Here is a 17,389-nt window from a genome sequence, read left to right on the forward strand (position 1 = left end):
TAGAATATTAATATTTCTATTTACTTTTATGGTTTCCTATGTACTTATAATGACCTCTTTGGTAACAAAGAAATATTCCTTAAGCCCAGGAGAAATAGCAAAAGTAAATATAAAGGCATCAAAGGAAGTTATTGATAATAGAGCAACCCAAGATAAGATAAAGCAGGCAGAAAAAGAAGTGACAAATCAATACACACAAAAACCTGAAGTCAAGAAAAGTGCCATGGATAATTTAAGAGACTTCTTCTCAAAGCTAATATCTACAAAAGAACTTCAGAAGGAAGAAGCTGAGAAGGTTGCTGCTTTAAGAGGAATTAATGATATATATATAAATGATGAGGAAATAGTGGCATTATTGAAACTATCTTTAGAAGATATAAAAAAGCTTGAGAATATTGTTTTAGACATAGGGAATCAAGTTTATGATGGAACCATAACCGAAGGAAATAAAGAGGATCTTAAAAAGGCTCAAGACTTTGTATCTAACAAGCTCTCTACAAGTAAGTATTCAAAGGGAATAAGAGAAATTGTCTTTAATATAATAAACTATCAATTAAAGCCAAACTTTTTCTTTGATAAGGAAAAGACAGAGGAACTTAGAAAGCAAGCTGTTAAAAATGTACAGCCTGTAATGATACAAAAAAATCAGATAATAGTAAAAGAAGGAGAGCCTGTAACAGAAGCACAAATAGATATATTAAAGGATTTAGGACTTTTAAATGATAGTGGACTTGATTTTTATATCTATATAGGTCTAGGTGTGTTTATAGCCTTAATTCAGTTTATACAATGGTATTACTTATATAAGTATTTTAATGATACATTTAATGATACAAGTAAACTTATTCTAATTAGTATAGTAAATTTAGCATCCTTGGCTCTTGCAAGAACCTTAAGTATAATATCACCATACTTAATACCTATTGCATGTGCACCAATGCTATTAACATTGCTTTTAAATTATAAGGTATCTTTAACATTAAGTGTTCTAAATTCTATACTTATAAGCAGTGTAGTAGATTTTAACGTTGAAATAACGCTTATTGCAATACTTAATGGGGTATTAGGGGCCATATTAATAAAAAAGATGCAGCAAAGAAATGATATCCTTTATTCCTCACTTTATATAGCTGTAGTGAATATGATTCTTACCTTTACTATGGGAATACTTCTTTCTAACAACGTATTGGAAGTAGTTAAAAAATCAGGGTTTACAGGAATAGCAAGTTTAATATCAGCAGTGCTCACTATTGGATTTTTACCTTTCTTTGAAAGTACCTTTGATATAGTAACTGTGGTTAAATTATTAGAACTATCTAATCCTAACAATCCATTACTTAAAAAAATACTTATGGAAACTCCAGGAACATATCATCACAGTATACTAGTTGCAAACCTTGCAGAGGTGGCAGCAGAGCAGGTAGGAGGAAATCCAGTCCTTGTTAGGATAGCAGCTTATTATCATGATGTAGGTAAAACAAAAAGACCATACTTCTTTAAGGAGAATCAAATTAATAGGGAAAACCCACATGATAAAATTACTCCTAATTTAAGTACACTTATAATAACCTCTCATGTTAAGGATGGTCTTGAGATGGCAAAGGAACATAATCTTCCTAAAGTTATACAGGATATAATTGTACAACATCATGGTACAACTTTAGTTAAATATTTTTATTATATGGCAAAGAATAATTCGGAGAATCCAGAAGAGATTAAGGAAGCGGACTTTAGATACCCAGGTCCCATACCTCAGACTAAGGAAGCTGGTATAGTAATGTTAGCTGATGGTGTAGAGGCAGCAGTAAGATCTATAAAGGATCCAACCCAAGGTAAAATAGAAGAAATGGTAAACAACATAATAAAGGATAAATTAAATGATGGTCAGCTTGATCATTGTGATTTAACCTTAAAGGATTTAGATAAAATAAGAAAGGCCTTCTTAAATACATTAAATGGTATATATCATAGGAGAATAGAGTATCCATCAGAAAGCAAGAAGCAAAATAAGGGAGAATAAAAATGATATATTTTGAAAATGAACAAGATTTAATGAACATAGATAATGAATTTGAAAGTAGTATTTTAAAAACCATAGATTTTGCTTTAAAAGAGGAAATTGGTGATATTCCCTATGAAATATCACTGTTGTTTGTAGATAATGAAGCAATTAGAGAGATAAATAGAGAGCAAAGAGGAATAGATAAAGCCACAGATGTGTTATCTTTTCCACAGTTATTTTATCCTAAAGATAAGGTTTTTAAGGAGGTATACTTAGACCATGAATTTTCTCCAGAAGACTTGGATGGGGAAAACTTAGTTCTTGGAGATATAGTCCTATCTCTTGAAAGAGCAGAAGAACAAAGGTTTGAGTATGGCCATTCTTTTGAAAGGGAGTGTTCATATTTAGTTGTTCATTCAGTACTTCATCTTTTAGGATACGACCATATGAATGAAATAGAAAAGTCTAAGATGAGATTTCAGGAAGAAGAAATACTTAAAAAGCTAGATATGGCTAGGTAAGAAATTATTTTTAATAAAGTAACTAGTTAAAATTCATTAGTAATAAAAAAGCCCAGTAGGGCTTTTTTATTATGGAGATATTAAATTAAAAAATAAAGTTTAATAGATATCTTATATATGTTTAGAAGTGTATAGTTATTGTGTATAATTATATTAAGAGATATTTTGAAATATCTATAATATAATTATTTTATCCTAAAATAATAAGAGAAAAATACTATTGTTTTTTAAGAATTAGGACCGATATTAGCTATAAGTAGAATGATAAATTATTGTGGGGTGAATTATATGAGCATAAAAAAGTTAGTAGATTCTTTTAATCATGCTATAGAAGGAATAATATATACAATAAGAACTCAAAGGAATATGAAAATACATATGATGGCAACATTGCTTGTCTTGACAATATGTTTCTTTTATGAACTTTCTAAGGTAGAGCTTTTAATAATATGCATAACAATAACCATGGTTATTGGAGCAGAACTTATAAACACGGCTATTGAAGCAGCAGTAGATGCAACTACTAATTTTTATCACCCTTTAGCTAAAATAGCTAAAAATGTGGCGGCAGGAGCTGTACTATTAACAGCTATTAATGCATTGTTTGTAGGATACATTATATTTTGGGATAAGATAACAGAAATAGTATTTACCACAGTAACTAAAATAAAGCAATCAGAACCTTATATGATTTTAATTGTGCTTGTTATAGTTTGTGTTGCCACCTTGGTCTTTAAAGCAATATATGGAGAAGGAACTCCCTTAAAGGGTGGTATGCCAAGCGGACATAGTGCTATAGCTTTTTCATTGGCTACCATGGTGGCACTTATAAGTCAAGAACCAGTGGTTATAATGTTAGCATTTTTATTAGCCGTAATAGTAGCACAAAGTAGGGTGGACTCAGAGGTGCATTCTATATTAGAGGTTATATGTGGTTCTATATTTGGAATATTATTAACCCTTCTTATATTTAAATTGCTATCTTAGAAAATATTTATTAACGTCATCATTTTATTACTCCTTATAAACTAATACTTAAATATAAGAGTGAATCTTAGAAATACTTACTATATAGTTTATCTTAGACAAGAGTAGTACTTAAGTTATGCAGCATATGTTTATTTTACAATCCATAGGATAAATTAAAGTATAATAGATAAAATAAATATATTTATAATAGCAGTATAGTATAAATGAAATTAAGTTATAGCCTAATAAGGTAATGTTTTATATAAATTAGTTTTAATAAGGGTTATGACATTCACTTTTTATTGAAATACATATAAATAGTGCTATAATTTTATATACAAGATATAAAATTAGGGAGGTATATTTTATGAATTATGATGTACTAATAGAAAAAGCCATTGAAGTAAGAGAATTAGCATATGCTCCTTATTCAAAATTTAAGGTAGGAGCTGCAGTCATGATGGAAGATGGTAGTATATATACAGGATGCAATATAGAAAATGCCTCATTTGGTGCCACTAATTGTGCTGAAAGAACAGCTATATTTAAAGCTATATCTGAAGGGAAAACTACGGTAAAGGCTGTGGCTGTAATTGGAGATGTAAATTCTTATACCTATCCTTGTGGAATATGTAGGCAAGTAATAGTAGAATTTGCGGAAGGACCAGAAATTCCAATAATAATCATTAAAAATAAAAATGAATATATAAAAAAGACTTTAGATGAGATTTTACCAGGAAGCTTTAGTAAAAAAGACTTAGAACTTTAGGAGGAAATGAATGTTTAAATCAGGATTCGTAACGATAATAGGAAGACCTAATGTAGGAAAATCTACATTATTAAATTACATTATGGGGGAGAAACTATCAATTGTTTCATCAAGACCTCAAACTACAAGAAATAATATACAAACGGTATTAACAGGAGATGACTTTCAAATAGTCTTTGTTGACACACCAGGCCTTCATAAACCAAGACATAAGCTAGGTGAATATATGGTAAAGGTAGCTACAGATGCCTTAAAGGAAGTTGATTTAGTATTATTCCTTACAAACCCAAGTGAGGGTATAAGTAAGGGAGATGAAATAATATTAAATCAATTAAGAGATGCTAAGGTACCAGTATACCTTGTCCTTAATAAAATAGATGAAAATACCATAGAAAGAGTAGCAGAAAACTTAAAGGAGTATGGAGAATTCTTCTCATTTAAAGAGATAGTACCTATATCAGCCTTAAAAGGTAAAAATGTAGATACTCTAATAGATCTTATGAAAAAAGAACTACCAGAGGGACCACAGTATTATCCAAAGGAAATGATAACAGATGTTCAAGAAAGATTTGTTATATCTGAGACAGTTAGGGAAAAGGCTTTAAGACTTCTTTCAGAAGAAGTTCCTCATGGAATAGCTGTGGATATAATACAGATGAAGAAAAGCCAAAATGGAACTTATCACATAGAAGTTGATATGCTTTGTGAAAAAGATTCCCACAAAGGAATAATAATAGGAAAGAATGGTCAGACCCTTAGAAAGATTGGGGAGTATTCAAGAAAAGATATTGAAAAATTCTTAAATGCTAAGGTTAACTTAAAAATATGGGTAAAGGTTAGAAAAGAGTGGAGAGATAACTCAATGCTTCTTAAGGAACTAGGCTATAAAATGAAAAAGTAAAGGAGAGATAACTCTGGCACTAGTTAAAACTTTAGGGGTTGTATTAAAGGAACAGGACTACAAAGAGAATAATAAGCTTCTGTGGATATATACAGAAAAGAATGGGAAAATAACAGCTATTGCAAAAGGGGCAAAGAAGAATAGTAATAAATTATTTTCAGCCTCTTTGCCCCTTACTTTTGGTGAATATGTCCTATTTAAAGGCAGAGGGCTTTATACTATAAGTGAAGGAAAAATTGTAAATTCCTTTAGAGGATGTTTAGATGATTTAGAAAAGCTTACCTACAGCACATACCTTTGTGAGCTTATAGATATATCCATGGTAGATGATGAAAGTAATGCGGTGTTATTTAAGGAATTAGTTACTTCATTATATTTATTAAACTCTAATGCTTTGGATAATGAGATTCTTATTAGAGCCTTTGAAATTAAACTTTTAAAAGCCACAGGCTATGCACTAGATTTAGAGAATTGTTGTAAGTGTAAAAGAAGGCTTTCCTATTGTGATTATATAAGCCTTGCTTATAGTGGAGGGGTTTGTAATAGGTGTGAAAAATCCTATGGTATTCCCATATCTTCTAGTACATATAATATTTTAAGATATTTAAATTTCTATAGTCTAGATAATATATATAAATTAAAAATAAATGATAATATAAAAAAGGAACTATATTCCATTATGAAGTCCTTAATAGGGAGTATTTATCAAAGAAGGCCTAAAAGTTTAGATATGCTTGATATAATAAAGGAGAGTGGAGATAAAAATGAATGATAATTCTTTAGAAAAATTAGATTTAATAATAGAAAGAACAGGAGTTTCCTATAAGGAGGCTAAAGAAGCTTTAGAATTTTCTATGGGAGATGTGGTGGAGGCTATAATATATATAGAAGAAAGAAAAAAAGAGAATCCTTCACCTATATTTACATCTCTTGAAGGATTTAAGACATGGCTTATGGAATTAATAGACAGGGGAAACATAAGTAGGATAAGAATTAAAAAGGGAGAAAAGGTAATAGTAGATGTTCCAGTAAATGCAGGCCTTGCAGCAGGGTTTATAGGACTACTTTGGACACCGATTATACTTATAGGAATAGCTACAGCTACCTTAGTTACTCTTACTGTTGAAATTACCAATAATGATGGGACAGTTGAAGTTATAAATACTGTAGTAAAAAATTCAGCTATGGACTTAGGAAGCAAAATAAAGGATGTAGCAAGCGAAGTAAAGGATAAATTTATAAATAATAAAAAAAATTCTACTAACAATGGATTTAAAGATGATGTAATTATGAATGACACTCCAGTATATCAATACTCTGTAAAATTCCATGATGATGAGGAGAATAAATAAAAAATAAACAAAAAAATATATACAGGAAAAAAATTATATTGTATAATATAAATAAGTTAATTGTATATCACATTTAAAATATAATATACACTAATTCCTGGAACATTAGAAAGAGGTGAGGGCAATTAAATTAACACCAAGACAAGAAGAAATAATAAGATTAGTAAAAGAAGGAGCACCAATAACAAGTGAATCCTTAGCATCACATTTAGGAGTTACTAGGGCTGCCTTAAGGCCAGATCTAGCAATACTAACCATGACAGGAATTTTAGAAGCTAGACCTAAAGTTGGATATATATATTCTCAAAAGCCCTCTCATAGCATGGTATATGATTATATAATTCATATAAAGGTAAAAGATGTAATGTCATCACCAGTTGTTGTTAATGAAGAGACTACAGTATATGATGCCATTGTACATTTATTCTTAAATGATGTAGGAACCTTATTTGTTGAGAATAAGGGAATACTTGTGGGAGCTGTATCAAGAAAAGATTTCTTAAAAATAGCTATAGGAGGAACTGATATTCATAAGGTTCCGGTTGGAGTTATAATGACAAGAATGCCAAATATAGTTTTTGTTGAACCAGAAGATACAGCTTATTTAGTGGCACAGAGAATAATAGATCATGAGGTAGATAGTCTACCTGTTATTGAGAGAGTTTTTGAAAATGATAAGGAGTCTTTAAAGATTGTGGGCAAAATCTCAAAGACTAATATCACTAAGTTATTTGTTAATATGGGCAAAAACAAATAATAAGATAACTATAGGGAGGTTTCTCCCTTTAGTATATATTTTTTAAAAGCTAAAGGAGTGTTAATATGGGCAAGAAGAAATATGTGTACTTATTTAGTGAAGGCGATGCATCCATGAAAAACCTTTTAGGTGGAAAGGGTGCTAATTTAGCAGAGATGACAAATCTGAATATTCCAGTACCACAAGGTTTTACTGTTACAACTGAGGCATGTAACAAGTATTATGATGATGGTGAGGTAGTAGAGTCAGAGGTTATTGAAGAAATTTATGAAAGAATGACAGAGCTAGAGAAAATAACAGGAAAAGGTTTTGGATCATTAGATAATCCTCTTCTTGTTTCTGTAAGATCTGGGGCAAGGGCATCAATGCCAGGTATGATGGATACTATACTTAATTTAGGGTTAAATGATGATACAGTTGAAGTGATGGCTAAAATAACAGAGAATCCTAGATTTGCTTATGACTCTTATAGAAGATTTATTCAAATGTTTTCAGATGTTGTTATGGATATAGAAAAAAGAATGTTTGAAGATATATTAGATGAAATGAAAAAAGAAAAGGGAGCAAACCTTGATACAGATTTAAATGCTGATGATTTAAAAGAGCTAGTTAAAAAGTATAAGGCTCTTTATAAGAAAGAAAAGGGTGAAGAGTTCCCAAGAGACCCTAAAGTTCAACTTATAGAGTCCATAAAGGCTGTATTTAGATCATGGAATAATCCAAGAGCTATAGTATATAGAAGATTAAATGATATTCCAGCTAAGTGGGGAACCGCTGTAAACGTTCAAGAGATGGTTTTTGGAAATAAAGGAAATACTTCAGGAACTGGGGTAGCTTTCTCAAGAAATCCATCTACTGGAGAAAAACATATTTTTGCTGAGTACTTAATGAATGCTCAAGGAGAAGATGTAGTGGCAGGAATAAGAACTCCTCATCCTATAAGTAAATTAAAAGAGGACATGCCTAACATATATGAAGAATTCTTAAAGATTGTTAATATATTAGAAAATCATTATAGAGATATGCAGGATATGGAATTTACCATAGAGGAAGGTAAGTTATATTTCCTTCAAACAAGAAATGGTAAAAGAACAGCTCAAGCTGCTTTAAAAATTGCAGTGGATCTTGTAGAAGAGGGAATGCTTACTAAGGAAGAAGCTATTCTTAAAGTTGAGCCAAAGCAACTTGATAGCTTATTACATCCTGCATTTGATTCAAATGCGTTAAAGGAGAATTCTCCTATAGCAAAGGGACTTCCAGCATCTCCAGGAGCAGCTTGTGGTAAAATATCATTTACAGCTAATGAGGCTAAAGAAAGAGCAGAAGCTGGAGAAAGAGTAGTTTTAGTTAGACTAGAAACATCTCCAGAAGATATAGAAGGAATGATAGCAGCAGAAGGAATACTTACTGTAAGAGGAGGAATGACTTCTCATGCAGCTGTTGTAGCTAGAGGTATGGGAACTTGCTGTGTTGCAGGTTGTGGTGATTTAAAAGTTAATGAAATCAGCAAAACTTTAGAGGTTCAAGGAAAGGTTTATACAGATAAGGACTATATATCAATAGATGGATCCACAGGTAATATTTATGGATGTGAAATAAATACTGTAGAACCAGAAATAAGTGGATATTTTGAAATCTTTATGAAGTGGGCAGATGAAATAAGAACAATGAAAGTTAGAACCAATGCAGATACTCCAAGAGATGCATCTCAAGCTGTTAAGTTTGGGGCAGAAGGAATAGGACTTTGCAGAACAGAGCATATGTTCTTTGCAGAAGATAGAATATTGGCAGTTAGAGAAATGATTGTTGCAAAGAATGAGGAGCAAAGAAGGAAGGCATTAGAAAAGCTTCTTCCAATGCAAAGAGAAGATTTTGTAGGAATTTATGAGGCTATGGAACATAGACCTTGTACTATAAGACTATTAGATCCACCATTACATGAATTCTTACCACATAATGAGGAGGATGTATTAGGTCTTGCAAAAGAACTGGGAATAACTGTAGAAGAACTTAAAGCTACTATAGACTCTTTACACGAATTCAATCCTATGATGGGTCATAGAGGATGTAGACTTGCTGTTTCCTACCCTGAAATAGCTGAAATGCAAACAAGGGCTATAATAGAAGCAGCTGTAGAAGTTAAGAAAAATCATGGATATGATATAGTGCCAGAAATAATGATACCACTTGTTGGAGAAATAAAGGAACTTAAATTCGTTAAAGATATAGTTGTTACCACTGCTGAATCTATTTTAAAAGAAAGTAGTATAGATATGAAGTATCTTGTTGGAACTATGATAGAAGTTCCAAGAGCTGCTTTAACTGCTGATGAAATAGCAAAAGAAGCAGAGTTCTTCTCTTTTGGAACTAATGACTTAACTCAAATGACCTTCGGTTTCTCAAGAGATGATGCAGGAAAGTTCTTAAAGGATTATTATGATAGAAAGATATATGAGTCAGATCCATTTGCAAAGCTTGATCAAGATGGAGTAGGCATACTTGTAAGGATGGCTGCAGAAAAGGGTAGACAAACTAGAAGTGATATAAAACTAGGTATTTGTGGAGAACATGGAGGAGATCCATCCTCAGTTGAGTTCTGTCATAATCTAGGACTAAATTATGTGTCTTGTTCACCATTTAGAGTTCCTCTTGCTAGACTTGCAGCGGCTCAAGCGCAGGTTAAAAATAAAAGATAACCTAATGACTTTTCTAAAGCAGGTGTAAACTTTAAATGAAATTGTGCATAAGAGTGTCTATTTGAAATAAGATTTTTCAATTGCATAAATATAAATAATTAAAGCCCTAGAAATAATGTTTCTAGGGCTTATTAAGGCTATTTTAAGGATGTATATATTGCATTAAGTAATTTACATTTCACTGATTGATGACTCAATAAGTTTCAACTGAATCTAATGTAGTTTTAATATTAGAACTTATATATTAAATTTATTCTCTATATAACTTACAAAAGAATTAATAAATTGCAATTGATAAGAGGTTTTTTTAACTACATTATTTAATAAATTACAGAAGGCTTTTTTATTACATTTTCTTATATTGTTATAGTAATCTCTGGAAATCCGCCAGTATTTTTGGGGGAATGCGAGATAAGCTGCTATATATTTATATTCATCTAGGGTTAGGGGTTTAATTTTATTATATTCATCTAAGGCATTTATACATAAATCTAGATTCCATTTAGTATTTTCTCTTTTTAAAAGTCTTCTAAAGAAATAGGATATATCTTTAGCACAATAATCTAATTTACTTTTATCAAAATCTATTATATGCATATTATGATTATTTTCAAAAATTATATTTTTATTTACATAGTCACCATGACATAAGGATCTAGATAAGTTTTCATCATTTATTGAGTTACATAAATCTAAAGAAATTCTAGCTAAGGTTATGTTATCTTCAAAGTCATCAAGAAAAATTTTTGAGAATTGATCTTGATATCTAAAGGCTAGGTTTGAAGAATTTAATAGTTGATTAAAATGTTTATTATAAGAAGAAAATATATCATCAAAACCTAATCTTTCTTCACTGCCTAAGATAGGAGAGAAGTTTTTAGAGGTTTTATGGACTTTAGCAAGGGTTGACATGGCTAGGTTTATATGATTAATATTATCAAAGTCACATTTATCACCATTTATCCAAGGTGTTAACATGAACAACATATCATTTTCTAAAACAAACCTGCTTCCATCATTGGTAGGTATAAATCTTGGAACATCTACACCTAGTCTATATAACCATTCTACAGCAGAGTAAACAAACAAAAGCTCTTTTTTATTAAGGTATACCTTTTTTATACAAAAAGCTTCTTCTCCAACTTGAACCTTATAAACAGCACGCTGCTTATCCGTATCTTTGAATTTAATTTCCTTAATCTCACAATTCTCTATACCATAGTGAGGAAGAACATATTTTTTTATATTATAGGTATTAATCCAAGTATCTCTTAAATTAATGTTATAATTTTTAGCCCTTTCATGAGGCATAGTATATTACCTCCCTTAACTCTCTAATAAGAGTAATATTATTCATAATATTATATGAGGGAAAGTTTAAGATTATGATTTCGAATAAAAAAATTGAGTTAACAATTTCTAATATTAGGAAGTGCAGAAATTAAATATAAATATTAAAATAATTTCTAAAAACAGGTAAGAATGAAACATATAATATAAAATAATTTTAAATATAAATAATAATAAGATGAGTTTATAGGAGAAATTTAGAAAATGAAAAAAATAATCATAAAATCTAAAAAAAAATATACAATATATAGGAGTGAATTAGATTGGAATTAATAGTGCAAAAAATAACAAAATTTGCAATAAATAATACAAATAAGGAATAAATTTATATAAATTTGGGATAAACTAATATTTGAAAGGATTATTATAAAACTTAAAGTTTATTGAAGGAAAAACAGAAAAAATAAAGAATATATATATAAGCAACATAGTTTAGAAATATAAATTAAATAAAAAAAATTGTAGAAAAGAAGGAAAAGATTAATTTCTGTCGAATATAATAAACCTTGTTGAAAAGATTAATTATAAATAATTACTTTGGGTGGGATTCTCATTGATACCAGAACATATAATTGAAAAGATAAAGGATGAAAATGACATTGTAGAGGTTATATCTGATACTGTTAGACTAAAGAGGAGTGGAAGAAATTATCAAGGATTATGTCCTTTCCATAATGAGAAAACACCTTCTTTTAGTGTTTCTAGTGAAAAACAGCTTTTTAAGTGTTTTGGATGTGGAGAAGCAGGTAATGTTATAACCTTTGTTATGAAAAATAGAAACTTATCCTATGTGGAAGCTTTAAGATACTTAGCAGATAGAGCCAATATAACTATTGAAGAATCAAAAAGCAACAAAAGATTTAATGATAAGAAAGATGTGCTTTATAATGTAAATAAAGAAGCGGCTAGATTTTTCTTTGGAAATATGAATAAATCTAATAATATAGGAAAAGCATATTTTTTGAACAGAGGTATAAAAGAATCTACTCTAAGGAAGTTTGGACTTGGATATTCACAAAATAGCTGGAATTCACTTATGAATTATTTAAAGTCAAAGGGAATTAAAGAACAAATTCTTTTAGATGCAGGACTTATAATAAAAAATGATAAGGGAAATATATATGATAGATTTAGAAATAGAGTAATGTTTCCTGTGTTTGATTATAAGGGAAGAGTTATTGCATTTGGAGGAAGAGTTCTAGATGATTCAAAGCCTAAATATTTAAACTCACCAGAAACATTGGTGTTTAATAAAGGAACTAATCTTTATGGATTAAACTTTGCTTTAAAGGAAAAAAACACTTTGAGAACTTTCATAATAGTTGAGGGATATATGGATGTAATCTCCCTTCATCAGTATGGAATAACTAATGTGGTAGCATCTCTTGGAACAGCGCTTACAGTAAATCAAGCAAGACTGTTAAAAAGATATGCAGATAAGGTTATTATATCTTATGATGCAGATTTAGCAGGACAAATGGCTACTTTAAGAGGACTTGAGATTCTAAAAAACACTGGTTTTGATGTTAGGGTTCTTACAGTTCCTAATGGAAAGGATCCTGATGAATTTATAAGAGCCAATGGAAAAGAGGCTTTTTTGAGGTTAGCAAATAATTCAGAACCTTTAATTGATTATAGGCTTAAAAAGGCAAAAGAAGGTATAAATTTTAAAGACAAGGAAATGGTAATAAAATATACAAGAAATGTAACAGAGATATTAGCTAATCTGGATAGCATAGAAAAAGATGTATATATAAAGAAGATTTCAGAGGAAACTGGAATAAAAGAAGAGGCCATATATGATAATTTAAATGATGATATAAAAAAAGTATCTTATAAAGGCAGTAATATGAATACTTCAGATGATTTTAGACAAAAATTATATGTAGAGTCAGCTTATGTGAAAGCAGCTAGAAGCATACTTAAAATGGTTTTAGAAAATTATTCATTGGAGTATATCTATAGTAATATGAATCCAGATGATTTTATAATTGAAGCTCATAAAATTCTTTACAAGGTTATCTTAGAAAGTCAAGAAATGGGGGATTTAAAAGAGAGATTTAAACTGATAGAAAGTAAATGCAATTCTGTGGATACTACCAGAGAATGGGTTAATATAAAAGAGTTAAATCTCATTTTTGAAGAGGGACAAAAAGAGGAACTTGTTAAAGATTATATATATGAAATAAAGCAATTTAAGCTTGAAGAGACTATTAAGGAAGTTATGAGAAAGATAAAAGAATTTGAGTCAAAAGGTATGATAGAAGAAACCTTAAAATATGTTCAAAAGCTTAAGGAACTACAAAAAGAGTTAGGAAGGGGATAATTAAGCTTATGACCGGAGGGAGGCAAGAACATGAAGGATAAAAATGCAAAGATGGTTGTGGTAAAAAAACTTATAGATAAGGGCAAGAAATCAGGTTCGTTGACTTATAAGGAGATAATGGATGAATTAGAGGACATAGAAATTACTCCAGAGCAAATAGAAAAGATTTATGAAGTTCTTGAATCAATGGGTGTAGAGGTAATTGGAGATATGTCTGAAGACACATCCCAGGAAGAAGAGTTAGATTTATCAATCCCAGAAGGAATTGCAATAGATGATCCAGTTAGAATGTACTTAAAAGAGATAGGTAAAGTACCTTTATTATCATCAGAAGAGGAAATAAACCTTGCAAATAGAATAGAAGAAGGGGACCAATATGCAAAAAGAAAACTTGCAGAGGCTAACTTAAGACTTGTTGTAAGTATAGCTAAAAGGTATGTAGGTCGTGGAATGATGTTTCTTGATCTTATACAAGAAGGTAACCTTGGTCTTATAAAGGCAGTAGAAAAGTTTGATTATAGAAAAGGCTTTAAGTTCTCCACTTATGCTACATGGTGGATAAGACAGGCGATAACAAGAGCTATAGCGGATCAGGCAAGAACTATAAGAATACCAGTTCACATGGTTGAAACCATAAATAAACTTATAAGAGTTGAAAGACAACTTTTACAAGAACTAGGAAGGCAACCTCAACCAGAAGAAGTAGCAAAAATAATGGAAATGCCCGTGGATAAGGTTAGAGAGATAATGAAGATTGCTCAAGAGCCAGTGTCACTTGAAACTCCAATAGGAGAAGAGGAAGACAGTCATCTTGGAGATTTTATTCCAGATGATGATGCACTAGCACCAGCAGAAGCAGCAGCATTTACAATGCTTAAAGAACAACTTATAAATGTTCTTGATACTTTAACTCCAAGAGAAGAGAAGGTTCTAAGATTAAGATTTGGTCTTGATGATGGTAGAGCAAGAACTCTTGAAGAAGTAGGTAAGGAGTTTAATGTAACAAGAGAAAGAATAAGACAGATAGAAGCAAAGGCATTAAGAAAGCTTAGACATCCAAGTAGAAGTAAAAAATTAAAAGATTATTTAGATTAGCACCTAGTAGGTGCTTTTTTATTTATTTTGTAATATAATTAGTAATATATTATTTTTAACATGAGGTGATAAAATAATGGAAATATATAAGCCGCCAGTAGGTTTGGGACTTTTTTTTATAATAATAACTATAGTAGCAGTAAATGTAATAGTAGCTTTTATAGGAAGTTTCATAAATTCTTATGTGGTTATAACCTTACTAAAACTATTTATGGTAGTAGCAACTGGATATTGTATTTACTATCTTTTCATGTTAATTTCATTGAAATATATTATAAGGGAAAATGAAATTGAAATAGATAGCTTCTTTTCTTTAAGGAAGGAAGTTATAAAATTTAAGGATATACTAGGATACTCTTACCATAAAGGGGCTATAAGAGGAATTAAACTTTCAGGAATAGGTAATAACTTTTTTGGTATAGGAAGAAGTATAATAGATAAGGTTGGACTTACTTATCTTTATGTAACATCAGCAAAGAATGTAATTTATATAAAAACTGAGGATATGAGTTTTGGAATATCACCAGAAAATGTAGAGGCATTTAAAGAGCTCTTAATATCAAAAAATATAAAGGAAAAAGAGTTTCAAGTTAAGAAACAAAAAAGTAATGATCTTTTTAAAGAAAAGAGATTCTTTATTCCGTTTATAATAGCAACTGTAATTATAATATTTGTAACTTTAAATCCATTTATTTTATATTTAAATAAGGATTTACCTATAACCATGCCCTTAAATTTTAATGAGAGCTTTGTAGCTATAGAGTATGGAACATCCAAACAATTTGTCTTTAGGCAGATGACTTATGGAGTACTAAATATGGTGATTTTAGTATGTATGTATTATGGAGCTCATTTTTCTTCAAAATATGATAGAAAATCTGCATATAAATATATGTATATATCTATAATAATGGCATTGGCTTTTGCTATTATACAGTTAAGAATATTAAGTGTTTTTATATAAAATAAACCTAATTTTAATAGGGGTTTGCCCCAGGTGAATTTTAAGAAGTAGTAATTGTAAGAGGCTTTATAAATTTATATCCATAATGATTTAGGTAGATATAAATTTTAAGAGATGATAAAAGTATACTAAGGAGATGTCAATGGATATTAGCTTAAGACTTAATAATATAGTTAATTTAATAGATAAATGTGATTCCATAGCAGATATAGGAACAGATCATGGATATGTGCCTATTGAGGCACTAAAAAGAGGAGTATGCCTTAAGGCTATAGCATCGGATATAAATAAGGGGCCAGTAAATAAGGCTAAACTCAATGTGTCTTTAGAGGGACTTGCATCAAAAATCCAGTGTAGATTGGGAAGTGGACTTAAAACTATAAAGGTTAATGAGGTTCAAGGTTTAGTAATTGCAGGTATGGGTGGAAATCTTATAAGGGATATAATAGTTGATAGCTATAAAGTATTTAAAAGTTTAGAATTTGCCATACTTCAGCCTACACAAAATCCAGAGGTTTTAAGAGAGTTTTTATTTAATGAAGGAATAGAGATATTAGAGGAGAAGATATGTCTTGATGAAGGGATATTTTATGAAATAATAAAGGTTACTCCAAGAGTGCGAGTAGAAAATAAAAAAGACTTAGATCCAATATACTTTGAGATAAGCCCATATATTTTAAATAGTAAAGATCCCTTAGCTCTTGAATATATAAGTAATAAGATAGAGAAATATAATGCTATATTAGAAAAAATTAATGATAACACTGAAGGAGCTTTAAAGAGAAGGGAAGAGGTTATTAAAAAAATTCAAAAGATTAAGGAGGCTACAACATGTCTTTAAAAATCAAAGAATTTATAGAATATATGGAAGAGCTTGCCCCAGTTAACCTTAAGGAAAGTTATGATAATGTTGGCTTTTTAATTGGAGATAGGGAAGAGAATATAAGAAAGGTACTTATTGCACTAGATGCTACTTTAGAAGTTATAGAAGAGTCTAAGAGCAAGGGAGCCAATCTTTTAATAACTCACCATCCTTTATTATTTAAAAAACCATCATCAATTACTAAGGATACACTTCAAGGAAGAAAAATAATAGAACTTATAAAAAATGATATAAATTTATACTCATCTCATACTAATTTGGATTCGGTGAAAAATGGTATGAATGATACCATAATGAATATGCTGGGTTTTAATAGTTATGAAATTATAGATAAGAATCCTATTAAAGAAAATTCTGGTATAGGAAGAATAGGAAATCTTGAAAAAGAAAAAACTTTAGGAGAAATGTGTGACTTAGTTAAAAAAGCTTTAGATTTGAAGTTTATAAAGGTTGTAGGGTCTATGGATAAAAAAATCAAAAGAGTGGCTGTAATTAATGGTAGTGGAGAGGATTTCTTTGAAAGAGCAAGACTTATGGGAGCAGATCTTGTGATAACAGGGGATACATCCTACCATTTTGTTAGTGACTATAGGGAAATGGGAGTTTCAATAATGGACATTGGGCACTTTAGTTCGGAATGGCCTTTATTTAAGCATATAGGAAGAGGAATAGAAGACTATTTAAAGAGCAAGGATGAAAGTATAGAAGTATTTATATCTGAAAAGAATAAAGAGCCTTATAATGTGGTTTAATTGATTTTAGGTAATATATTAGGAAAAAGAAAAGAGTTATATGCAAGATTAA

The 17,389-nt window shown here is 30.1% G+C and carries 15 protein-coding genes; 14 read left to right on the forward strand and 1 reads right to left on the reverse strand.

Annotated features, from left to right (window positions below):
* Positions 1 to 28 precede the first annotated feature (28 nt).
* The 9 genes from BR69_RS0115380 (at position 29) to ppdK (ending at position 9,967) form a co-directional block, all read left to right on the forward strand.
* Entirely contained in the window at positions 29 to 2,020 is a 1,992-nt protein-coding gene (locus tag BR69_RS0115380; RefSeq protein WP_084315561.1) for an HD family phosphohydrolase, read from the forward strand.
* A 2-nt stretch (positions 2,021 to 2,022) separates the two neighbouring features.
* Positions 2,023 to 2,523 (forward strand): rRNA maturation RNase YbeY, encoded by a 501-nt coding sequence (ybeY, locus tag BR69_RS0115385; protein WP_027633980.1) that lies wholly within the window; start codon positions 2,023 to 2,025, stop codon positions 2,521 to 2,523.
* A 288-nt stretch (positions 2,524 to 2,811) separates the two neighbouring features.
* Entirely contained in the window at positions 2,812 to 3,510 is a 699-nt protein-coding gene (locus BR69_RS0115390) for a diacylglycerol kinase (protein ID WP_027633981.1), read from the forward strand.
* 349 nt (positions 3,511 to 3,859) lie between these two features.
* On the forward strand, positions 3,860 to 4,261 hold the full coding sequence (locus BR69_RS0115395; protein ID WP_027633982.1) for a cytidine deaminase: 402 nt from the start codon (positions 3,860 to 3,862) through the stop codon (positions 4,259 to 4,261).
* A 10-nt stretch (positions 4,262 to 4,271) separates the two neighbouring features.
* The gene (gene era, locus BR69_RS0115400) at positions 4,272 to 5,162 is read left to right on the forward strand and encodes a GTPase Era (protein WP_027633983.1); all 891 of its coding nucleotides are present in this window, start codon (positions 4,272 to 4,274) and stop codon (positions 5,160 to 5,162) included.
* Positions 5,163 to 5,169: 7 nt separating this feature from the next.
* Entirely contained in the window at positions 5,170 to 5,934 is a 765-nt protein-coding gene (gene recO, locus BR69_RS0115405; RefSeq protein ID WP_034850005.1) for a DNA repair protein RecO, read from the forward strand.
* Positions 5,927 to 6,514 (forward strand): DUF4342 domain-containing protein, encoded by a 588-nt coding sequence (locus BR69_RS0115410; protein ID WP_027633985.1) that lies wholly within the window; start codon positions 5,927 to 5,929, stop codon positions 6,512 to 6,514. Before recO ends, BR69_RS0115410 begins: the two co-directional genes overlap by 8 nt.
* Positions 6,515 to 6,629: 115 nt before the next feature.
* Positions 6,630 to 7,271, forward strand: a complete 642-nt coding sequence (gene ccpN / locus BR69_RS0115415; RefSeq protein ID WP_027633986.1) for a transcriptional regulator CcpN — start codon at positions 6,630 to 6,632, stop codon at positions 7,269 to 7,271.
* Between the two features lie 65 nt (positions 7,272 to 7,336).
* Complete coding sequence (gene ppdK, locus BR69_RS0115420) at positions 7,337 to 9,967, forward strand: pyruvate, phosphate dikinase (RefSeq protein WP_027633987.1); 2,631 nt, start codon at positions 7,337 to 7,339, stop codon at positions 9,965 to 9,967.
* 237 nt (positions 9,968 to 10,204) lie between these two features.
* Here ppdK and BR69_RS0115425 read toward each other — a convergent pair whose 3' ends face one another.
* Positions 10,205 to 11,278, reverse strand: coding sequence for a CotS family spore coat protein (locus tag BR69_RS0115425; RefSeq protein WP_034850007.1), 1,074 nt, complete (start codon positions 11,276 to 11,278; stop codon positions 10,205 to 10,207).
* A 592-nt stretch (positions 11,279 to 11,870) separates the two neighbouring features.
* Between BR69_RS0115425 and dnaG the strand changes: the two genes are divergently transcribed.
* The 5 genes from dnaG (at position 11,871) to BR69_RS0115450 (ending at position 17,337) form a co-directional block, all read left to right on the forward strand.
* Positions 11,871 to 13,643 (forward strand): DNA primase, encoded by a 1,773-nt coding sequence (gene dnaG / locus BR69_RS0115430; RefSeq protein WP_027633989.1) that lies wholly within the window; start codon positions 11,871 to 11,873, stop codon positions 13,641 to 13,643.
* 30 nt (positions 13,644 to 13,673) lie between these two features.
* Positions 13,674 to 14,738 (forward strand): RNA polymerase sigma factor RpoD, encoded by a 1,065-nt coding sequence (gene rpoD, locus BR69_RS0115435; RefSeq protein WP_027633990.1) that lies wholly within the window; start codon positions 13,674 to 13,676, stop codon positions 14,736 to 14,738.
* A gap of 76 nt (positions 14,739 to 14,814) precedes the next feature.
* The gene (locus BR69_RS0115440; RefSeq protein WP_027633991.1) at positions 14,815 to 15,702 is read left to right on the forward strand and encodes a PH domain-containing protein; all 888 of its coding nucleotides are present in this window, start codon (positions 14,815 to 14,817) and stop codon (positions 15,700 to 15,702) included.
* A 142-nt stretch (positions 15,703 to 15,844) separates the two neighbouring features.
* A complete protein-coding gene (locus BR69_RS0115445; RefSeq protein ID WP_027633992.1) occupies positions 15,845 to 16,543 on the forward strand; it encodes a tRNA (adenine(22)-N(1))-methyltransferase in 699 nt (232 codons plus the stop codon).
* Entirely contained in the window at positions 16,534 to 17,337 is an 804-nt protein-coding gene (locus BR69_RS0115450; protein WP_027633993.1) for a Nif3-like dinuclear metal center hexameric protein, read from the forward strand. The genes BR69_RS0115445 and BR69_RS0115450 overlap by 10 nt, the downstream gene beginning before the upstream one ends.
* Positions 17,338 to 17,389: the final 52 nt, after the last annotated feature.

The sequence above is a fragment of the Clostridium hydrogeniformans DSM 21757 genome (assembly GCF_000686705.1).
In the GTDB taxonomy this organism is placed as follows: domain Bacteria; phylum Bacillota; class Clostridia; order Clostridiales; family Clostridiaceae; genus Clostridium_Z; species Clostridium_Z hydrogeniformans.

Excerpts from the sequence above, each read along its gene's own strand:
- BR69_RS0115440 (WP_027633991.1), top strand. The coding sequence starts at position 14,815 with ATGGAAATATATAAGCCGCCAGTAGGTTTGGGACTTTTTTTTATAATA.
- era (WP_027633983.1), top strand. The coding sequence starts at position 4,272 with ATGTTTAAATCAGGATTCGTAACGATAATAGGAAGACCTAATGTAGGA.
- BR69_RS0115425 (WP_034850007.1), bottom strand. The coding sequence starts at position 11,278 with ATGCCTCATGAAAGGGCTAAAAATTATAACATTAATTTAAGAGATACT.
- BR69_RS0115445 (WP_027633992.1), top strand. The coding sequence starts at position 15,845 with ATGGATATTAGCTTAAGACTTAATAATATAGTTAATTTAATAGATAAA.
- BR69_RS0115410 (WP_027633985.1), top strand. The coding sequence starts at position 5,927 with ATGAATGATAATTCTTTAGAAAAATTAGATTTAATAATAGAAAGAACA.
- BR69_RS0115380 (WP_084315561.1), top strand. The coding sequence starts at position 29 with ATGGTTTCCTATGTACTTATAATGACCTCTTTGGTAACAAAGAAATAT.
- BR69_RS0115450 (WP_027633993.1), top strand. The coding sequence starts at position 16,534 with ATGTCTTTAAAAATCAAAGAATTTATAGAATATATGGAAGAGCTTGCC.
- BR69_RS0115390 (WP_027633981.1), top strand. The coding sequence starts at position 2,812 with ATGAGCATAAAAAAGTTAGTAGATTCTTTTAATCATGCTATAGAAGGA.
- ybeY (WP_027633980.1), top strand. The coding sequence starts at position 2,023 with ATGATATATTTTGAAAATGAACAAGATTTAATGAACATAGATAATGAA.
- ppdK (WP_027633987.1), top strand. The coding sequence starts at position 7,337 with ATGGGCAAGAAGAAATATGTGTACTTATTTAGTGAAGGCGATGCATCC.
- BR69_RS0115395 (WP_027633982.1), top strand. The coding sequence starts at position 3,860 with ATGAATTATGATGTACTAATAGAAAAAGCCATTGAAGTAAGAGAATTA.
- rpoD (WP_027633990.1), top strand. The coding sequence starts at position 13,674 with ATGAAGGATAAAAATGCAAAGATGGTTGTGGTAAAAAAACTTATAGAT.